This window comes from Ruminococcus sp. (assembly GCF_024684275.1).
The window spans coordinates 42,883-51,388 of sequence record NZ_JAIKXF010000082.1 but is presented as its reverse complement, the minus strand read 5'-3'; the positions used below and the strand labels follow the sequence as shown (position 1 = coordinate 51,388).

Annotated in this window: 3 protein-coding genes; all 3 read left to right on the top strand. The window is 43.3% G+C overall.

The annotated features are described in order from the left end of the window. Positions 1-921: 921 nt before the first annotated feature. The 3 genes from K5677_RS08690 (at position 922) to K5677_RS08680 (ending at position 8,506) form a co-directional block, all read left to right on the top strand. Complete coding sequence (locus K5677_RS08690) at positions 922-1,089, top strand: hypothetical protein (RefSeq protein ID WP_296726909.1); 168 nt, start codon at positions 922-924, stop codon at positions 1,087-1,089. Positions 1,090-1,200: 111 nt separating this feature from the next. Then, positions 1,201-5,358: a Calx-beta domain-containing protein gene (locus K5677_RS08685; protein WP_296726906.1), complete on the top strand. Its 4,158-nt coding sequence runs from the start codon at positions 1,201-1,203 to the stop codon at positions 5,356-5,358. After that, complete coding sequence (locus K5677_RS08680) at positions 5,288-8,506, top strand: hypothetical protein (protein ID WP_296726905.1); 3,219 nt, start codon at positions 5,288-5,290, stop codon at positions 8,504-8,506. Before K5677_RS08685 ends, K5677_RS08680 begins: the two co-directional genes overlap by 71 nt.

Sequence of the window (8,506 nt, the reverse complement as noted above, 5' to 3'; positions counted from 1 at the left end):
TGTTAATGGCAAGACTACAAAGATCAACGGAAATAAGCAGTACACATGGGGCGGTCCGGACGCAGAGCTTGGCTATTATCAGGATACAACAGGTGACCTTGATGTTTCTATAAGCGGAAGCGGCAGCTTCACTATATGGGGCATAGGTCTCATCAAGTAAAGCTTATATTAAAAGGCTCCGACCTTGTGTCGGAGCCTCAGATTGTCAAAAAAATATATTATACCCATGAATGGGAATCTAAAGGGACTTTGTTCCTTTTGTCAGGTCAATGGTGACACTCTGTGGTACAGGGAGATGTCAGCAAAGCTGACAGAGGGCGCCGGATCCGATAAGGTCGCCTTGCAACGTAAGATTTCCTTATCAAAGAATAACAAACCTAATAGAAAAAGCCGATATATAATGTATCGGCTTTAATTATATTATTATGGCAAATAAATATTGGTAAAAACAGGATGTTTTTTTTAATCACAGCACGGATCTGTAATTCGTCCTTATCTTTTCCATTTCTATATGACTTATGGATTGCTTCAAATCATGATTTAGCTATTCATTGTATTGTATTCGGGATAATACGGCGGAAGATAGAACAGCGCAATTAGCTGTTCGTGTTCATCAATGGAAGTGAATTACCGTAAGCCCTCAGGAACGCTCTGTATGCGTTTCTGAGGGCTTTTTTCAGCAGGTAAGCTTACACTCTATATTCAAAAAATGCGCGTGTTAAAATGATTAATTTGCAAGTGAAAACTGATGATATAATTAACGTTATTGTAAACTGGAAATATAATTTATGTACATAATATTAATGAATTTAATGTTACGGTATATTATAATAATATATATAAAGGTGAAAATAGTTGAATTAATTTAGCTGTGATTACCAAAATGATATTAACAAGGTGATTTTTAAGGAGGTAAAATGTATGTTGGATAAGAACAATAACAAGAATAAGAATGAGCTCCGCGAATCTAAAGAGGATTCAGTTCTTGATCTGAATGAGCTGGAGAACGTGACAGGTGGTAATATGCAAAGTGAGACAGTAAAAAATGACACAACAAATGTCTCGCCGGATACACTAAATAATATATAACGATTTGTTGTATTAAAAATGCAAGAACTTGAAATAGAGGGACTGCAAAGGCGGTCCCTCTATTTTTTATTTACATGATCATTTTTGATACGACCAAAATGAGGTGATGTTATGGAGAAAAAGATTTGGACTCGATTGCTTTCCGGCGTCGTGACTTCAGCAGTAATGGTACAGACTTTGCCTATTATGTCAATTGGACAGATATATGCGGAGGACAGAGCCGCAGAGGAAGCCCTTCGCAATGAGCTGCTGTCCTACACTGAGGATTATCCCGAGGGAGCAATTGCATTTTATGAGGAAAGCACTACTATTAAAGAGGGCGATTCTGATAAGGAAGTAACTATCGTGCGTCTGGGTGATCCGTCTGAGGCGATGAGCGTTGATGTCAAGGCATATGACGTGACTGCACAGTACGGCGCCGATTACACATTGTACACAAAGATCAAAAGAAAAAAGAACTATGCCGACGATTCGCAGGTCGCAGCACCAAAGGTGCAGGCTGCAATGGAGGACGGCACTTTTAAGGATATGCTGGAACAGGATGGAGAAGCAGCGAACACGGATTCTGTGACCGGTGAGCCTGTAGCTCCTACGGAGGAGCTGCCCCCTGTTGAAACACCTGCTGAAGAAACGGCAGAGGACGATTCTGAGTACGAAATTGTGGAAGCACAAGCCGCAGAGCAGGCAGAGACAGAGCAGAGCTCCGGCGAGAAAGCGGAAGATAGTATGCGCGGTGCTTTCCGTCAGCAGACAGGAAAGGACACAGTCAATACCAACTGGCGAGGCGAATATGAGCAGGAGCAGCTCGAAAGGGCTGCTATGGAAGCCGACAATGAGGTAGTAGATTCATTTGACGGCGCATTCTTAACGCTCGATTTTGAGCCAGGTGAGTATAAGAAAACTGTTTACGTACATATCGAGGACGACGATAAGGGCGAGATAACCGAGAGCACCGCGCTTGTTCTCGGAAACGCAACCTTGGGCGTTATCGGTGTAAATATGCAGTACACCGTCAACATCGAGGACAATGAGCCCGATGAGCCCGTTACCTTTGCGATGAAGGAAGCCGAGATCGTCACCGACAGAAGTGCGTCCTATGCCGAGGTAACGGTTGAGCGCGTCACAGGTATGGATTATTATGCGAGCCTGAACTGGCGCACAGCTTCGGGTACAGCAGAGTCTATGGACGCATATATCCCCGTTGACAACGGAAATGTCAGCTTTGCACCGGGGCAGACCGAGGCGACTGTCAGAGTTGAACTGACAGAGGCTGCACAGGTAGGCACATATTTTACGGTGCTTATCGACGAGGACAAGAACATCACCGAGGAGAAACGTAAAAGTACTAAAGTATGGATCGGCAGCACGAAAGCAAATGAGGCAGATGTGCTGGAGGAGCCAGATATGTTCCCACAGCCGCAGCCGCAGCCGCTTCCGAAGCCGTCGCTGCCGGCAGCAGTTTCGGCACCGATCGTAAATGCGTCATCGGGCAATAATAAAAATGTCGTATATTCCGTACCGTCATCGGTGCTGTCTACTCCGAAGTATACTTCTCAGGGACAAAATTTTAATATTCCCGAGCTCAAGGGTGCACGCTTTGTCAGAGTTGAAGTGAAAGCCAGCTATATAAACCGTACGAGTGCGCTTGATGTGTATGCGGGAAACGAACTTATCGGCTGGAAGGTAGTCGATAAGCCGAGATATTCGTTTGAAGAAGTGAACGTTTCAGGATTGTTTGCACTCAAAAGCACTGACTGTACATCATTGAGACTTACAGCTGACTTTTGGTATGAGGTGACTGCGATACAGATATACTATCCGTCTGAATACACTTTTATTACCTTGAACGAGGATCAGAAGCTGACAGGCAAAAAATACACTTCGCTCGACGAGTCTACTGAAATTAAGGTTCCTGCCATTCCCAACTGGAAGTCGAGCTTTGCCAATGAGCCTGTCACGGTTTCTAAGACCACACCGAAGAAGCAGCTCCAGAATTTCAGTTCGCGACTACAAAACGGAGTAAAGGTAGAATCTGCGGAAGCCTACATTGGAAAACCCGAGGAGCATGAATATATCAAAGACATCAAGATTTTCTATGTTTACCACGTCTCCTGGGAAGATGAAATGAAAATTATGCATGGAGAATATACTTATGAGGGATATTCTATCGTATCAAATTGGGAGATGACATATTATGATGTAATGATCGGTATCAAAACTACTAAAAACCCCTCTGAGGCGATAAAAGATATTCATGTCTTTACCGGTTTAAGGGATTACGGTTATGCTTCATATTCATACGAAAAAGTTATTAGGGCTGGCGATAAGATCACTTATCTGAATCGTAACTATGAGCCTGTTCCGACGAACAAAGATCAACAGAACACGGATACAAGGTTTGGTAAAATCTCAAATCCAATTTCTACTGCAGACGCACTTTTTCTGTATTATACAAGAGAGGATGACGGAAGCGGATATAGTCTCAGTACCCTCAAAAGATGGGAGGAAAAAGATTCCTCATACGTGCCTGTGGCTGAAATAGACGAACGTAATTATATTTTTGATTCACGTGCCCATGAACCATTTAAAGAGCTTTCATTCACAAAGTTCCGTTCTAATTATCTTGGCACTATCACGGGCATCAAGGACGGATATCTCGACTATAATTCAATGAGCATGATCTGTTCCAATGCAGCCCAGATGGATGCGCTGAATGCAAATAATAACACGATCTATCTGATACCAAAGTACACGACTATGGACGCCGAGGTCAGCTTCAAGGCAGAGGATGCAACAGCTGTCTCATTCAACGGCAACAAGGGAGAAAAAGGTTTCAAGAACGGCGATGTCCTTAAATGCAAGATGATAGATCAGGTCACGATGACGGCGGTCGATGTGACTAAGAATCAGAAAATAAATCCCGCCAATATTCGCCGCGAGAGTTATTACGGTGTGAATAACAGGTCAAAGACAACAAAGAACGTATTTGCAGTCAACTCTACCACTTCGTCACGTCTGTCCACAACCGTAGATGTGGACTATCCTAAGGAAGAGTTTACAGCAGTTTACAACAGACCAACACTGACTATACAATACGATGCTGATGAGAATGCTGAATCAAAGCCATCACGCAAATTTGGTGATGTTATGTTGTCGGCATTTAATGAGCCGTCTAAAATTCTCGGACATTCAAACTATCTCGAGCCGTTCACTTACAAAGCACCCGATCTGTCGATGCTGCATTCTTCGTATCTTTTATCGGCACAGATCGATGACAGTAAAATGCACCAGATCCTGTATGATAAAGCTGGACAGGAATACCAGATGTCCACGCGAACGACCTGGACTTTCCGCGATAAGAAAACAGGGGAGGATAAGACCCTGACAGGTAATTCGATGGTTTTTAAGCCTTATTATGGAACCGAAACAGTTGAATACTTTTTCGAGCAGAGGGAAGATAATGCAAAGCCTGTCGGTATCAGCGGCAAGGTATACACATATGAAACACCACTCTTCGCTGTGGAGGGGACTGAGGCAGAGAAGAAAGCAGCAGTCGGTGTAACTCTGAATATCGGCGGATATAATACCTATACCGATGCAAAGGGTCAATACTCTATCGGTCAGTTCTTCAACAAGGGCGACCATGTCGCAGGCTATGCTCAGTATAACAGCATCTCTGAAGTCATGGACATCGGCATCTCTAAGGATACGGTGTATGACTTTGATCTTGACATCAATGGACTGGACGGAATAAGGGTTAAGAGCAGCTCAATGCAGAAAAAGGCTGTGGTCAACAAAGGCTCACTGCCCTTTGGCATAGCATCAGGCGCTAATCAGTACACCTATGCTGTTCAGGATGAAAGCATAATGACGCAGGAGGATGCCGAATACTATCTGCACCTGAGTGTAGAAAGCGATGCGGGAATCGTACCTGATTATGCTGAGTTCCGCGTTTACTCCAAAAACGGTGATCTGCGTCCGGACCTGACTAAGCAGGTGGACTTTGTTGGCGATTCCCTGACATATACGCTTAACCCGATGTCGATGAGCGAATCAAAGAAACTCGAGGTCGGCGATACCTTCACCGTAACACTCTACGACAAAAAAGGCAATAAGTACTATGAGCATCATACCGATATTCTCGTAGCAGAAGCGCTCAACGGTATGTATATGTTTAACTACAAGGGAAAAGAGCACGATGACAATGACACTTTCCTCAATGCAATGGGTAATATCTCTATTGCTTATACTGTTCAACAAAACCTCTGACAGAGAGATAGTGAACTACAATGAAATATACGGAAACAGATCAGGATGGGGCGGCAACAGATTCCTGCAATATGCACCCGGAAATCCCGGTTCTACTGATGAGATCACCGAAAAGATCCTTCAAGACGGTTTCTATAGTGATACGGATATTCATGTCGAGGAGCTCGGCAACGGTAAATATCTGGCGACATTTATTGATATTGTTCCTGGGCGTGAAACACCTGATGCATTTGGTGCTTACTATTCTGTATATAACGGCACGACATGGTCTGTTCCGCAGCTTCTTGAGGACGACGGTACAGCAGACGATGTTCCGACAGTATGTAATGCAGGCAGCAAGGGCTGGCTGATTGTATGGTCAGATTCCTCAAGACTGCTTGATGAAAATGAAAATGTTGGCGATATCCTCAATACATATGACCTTACTGGACGTTTCTTTGATCCTGAGACAAATAAACTTGGTGATGTAATGGAAATCACGAAGACAGGTGGAACTGACTCAGTATGTGACAGTCAACCTGAGATTTCCTATTACGAGGAGAACGGTCAGGAATTCATGAAGCTCTATTTCACCAAGAGCGAGTATGAGGTATCCTCTGAGGAAGAAGGCGAGGTCGTTGGCGACCTGCTTAATCCATATGTTCTCAAGGCAGTTCGCAATTATGACTTTGAAAATGACACTTGGGCAGAAGATTACTATGGCTCTGTTAAGGAAAAGCTCGTGAATACTCTTGGCAATAACTATGACTCTTACGTTAAAAAATGGTACGGTCAGGAATTCCTTGATCTTGCACCTGCACTTGCAGTAACAGAGCAGGTAGATGAGCTTGGATATTGGAAAGCCGACACTACTGCAGAAGTAAAGGAAGCTGATCTGTCACAGGCAATGGCTAAGGATAGTGCAGTTATCACATACAATCATCTGAGCCTTCAGGCTTACACGCTCGACAAGGGCGGTATGGCGCAGAAGGATCACGATGAGAATCTGTATATGCAGATCTACAACTATCACGATGATGAGTACCATCACCCGATACTGATCTCCGGCAGCGACGCCGATATATCCGATCTTCAATTTATCAGAATGCCTGTTATGACAGATGATGGCATCACCGAAGCAACCTACCTTTACTGGCTTGAGGATTCATTTGTTAAGCGTATCAATGTCAGCAACCTCGTAAAGAACAGCCTTTCAGAGGGAAAGACGAAAGCCGGGCAGAATTACTATTATATCAACAAATCATATGGATCTTCGTTTATGCCGGCGGAAATCATAGCATCACCGACATTCTCTGTTGATGATTACGGCAATGAAAGCATGGAACGCTGCATAACCTCGTTCAAGGTGAAACAGAACGGTGATTATATTTATATTCTCTGGACAGAATTCATTCACCCTGATGAGGAAGGCGAAATCCAAAATCGAGAGCAGCAGCTTTATTCGATGCGCGAGAATACTAAAACAGGGGAACAGACATATCCTGTACAGATAACTGACAAAGCAAATCAAAATATTCACAGGTTTGACTTTATCGTTGATGATAATGGCGAACTGGATATTCTGGCAAACAGAATGATGTTTGACGAGAACGGCGATGCTGACATGAGTACATCTGAATTGGTAGCATTCCACTTCAAGCCTAAAAATAAGCTCGTGATCTCAGATATATCAGATGCAAGTATCTCGACGAATGATGATGGTGGACTCGCAGCGAAGATGAATGTGACGCTTGAAAATAAGAGCTTCAATGCTCAACAGAATATTATTATAGACGTACTTGATGGAGAAGGAAATGTTGTTTATACAAGCAATAAGCCAATAATGTCTTATACTGGTTCTGAAACGGTACTGGATGATGACAGCATTGTATTTGACCAGCTGACCGGAACAGAATTTCAGATGAATCAGACTATGAAGGGCGGTCAGGTTCTTCCGGTTATGATCAAGATACCGATGGAGCAGGACGGAAGCTATGACGGCAAGATTGTTCTTTACGTAGACGGCGACGAAATCGAGACTATAGAGCAATCTGGAACACTTGCTCCGGAACTGACAGCAGAATCTTTCAACGCGACAGCAACAGACCGCAATGAGGTGACGTTGAAGGCAACTGTAAAGAACAATAATTACCTTCCAAGCGGCAATGAGACTGTTACATATGGCTATGTAGATGCTGATGGGAACAAGACAGCACTTGGAACTACAAGTCTAAGCGCTTTGCGTTTCGACCAGGAAACAACGTTCTCAGTAACAGAACAGATAGATTTCAACACATTTATCAGCAAACTTGAGGAAGACGGCTCACTGACAGATTCAATAGAATTCTATATGGAGTGTGATAATTTCGCGACTTCCTATTGTACACTTAAACTGACGGCGAGTGCAAGTGAATATGAGCTCATGAAAGGTCTGAAGGAATTTGACGCAAAACCTTCAATTTATAACAAGGATGGCAGTCTTTCAGTACCTGAGACATTCAAGCCGGGCGATAAGGCGTATATGAACCTTTGGATCAATGATGATTTTGCTCAGAATCAGGAGGATTATACAAATAGGACAAAGATTGTATGGACAGAAAGCTCTAATAATGTAGCATCTGTTACAAGAGACGGTATCGTTAGCGCTGATGGCACAGGTACAGCAACGCTCAAGGGCTTTATCGTTCCCAGTGATACTGAAATGATCCTATATAGTGACGGTACTTCACAGACAATCGACAACTATATCTACAAACCGTCAGCAGTTGTTATCCCCATCTCGGCTAATATTACTGTCGGAGACGGTTCAACTACGCAAACAGGCAATATTGCAACAGATGAAGAAATCCTCTCATGGGCAGCGTCTGATTATATGACCAAGAATAAAAAGACAGTATCAGTAAAAACGCTGAACGTCAGTGATGAAGGCAAGTATGAGATTACGCTGTTTGACGAAAATGATGAAGTGCTTGATAAGTACGTCATTGATCCTAAGACAGGAACAGGCGTTAATTCAGCAAATGAAGAGGTGAATCTGCCTCAGACAGGTATGAATTCTATCGTTGAAATGCTTATAGTCATTACTTCAATGCTTATGATAGGAATCGGATTGATCGCAGTAATGTATTCAAGAAAAAAACGCGAAGAAGAAATTGACTTGAAAGAATAA

Coding starts and splice junctions, on each gene's coding strand:
- K5677_RS08680 (WP_296726905.1), top strand. CDS start 5,288: ATGACAATGACACTTTCCTCAATGCAATGGGTAATATCTCTATTGCTT.
- K5677_RS08690 (WP_296726909.1), top strand. CDS start 922: ATGTTGGATAAGAACAATAACAAGAATAAGAATGAGCTCCGCGAATCT.
- K5677_RS08685 (WP_296726906.1), top strand. CDS start 1,201: ATGGAGAAAAAGATTTGGACTCGATTGCTTTCCGGCGTCGTGACTTCA.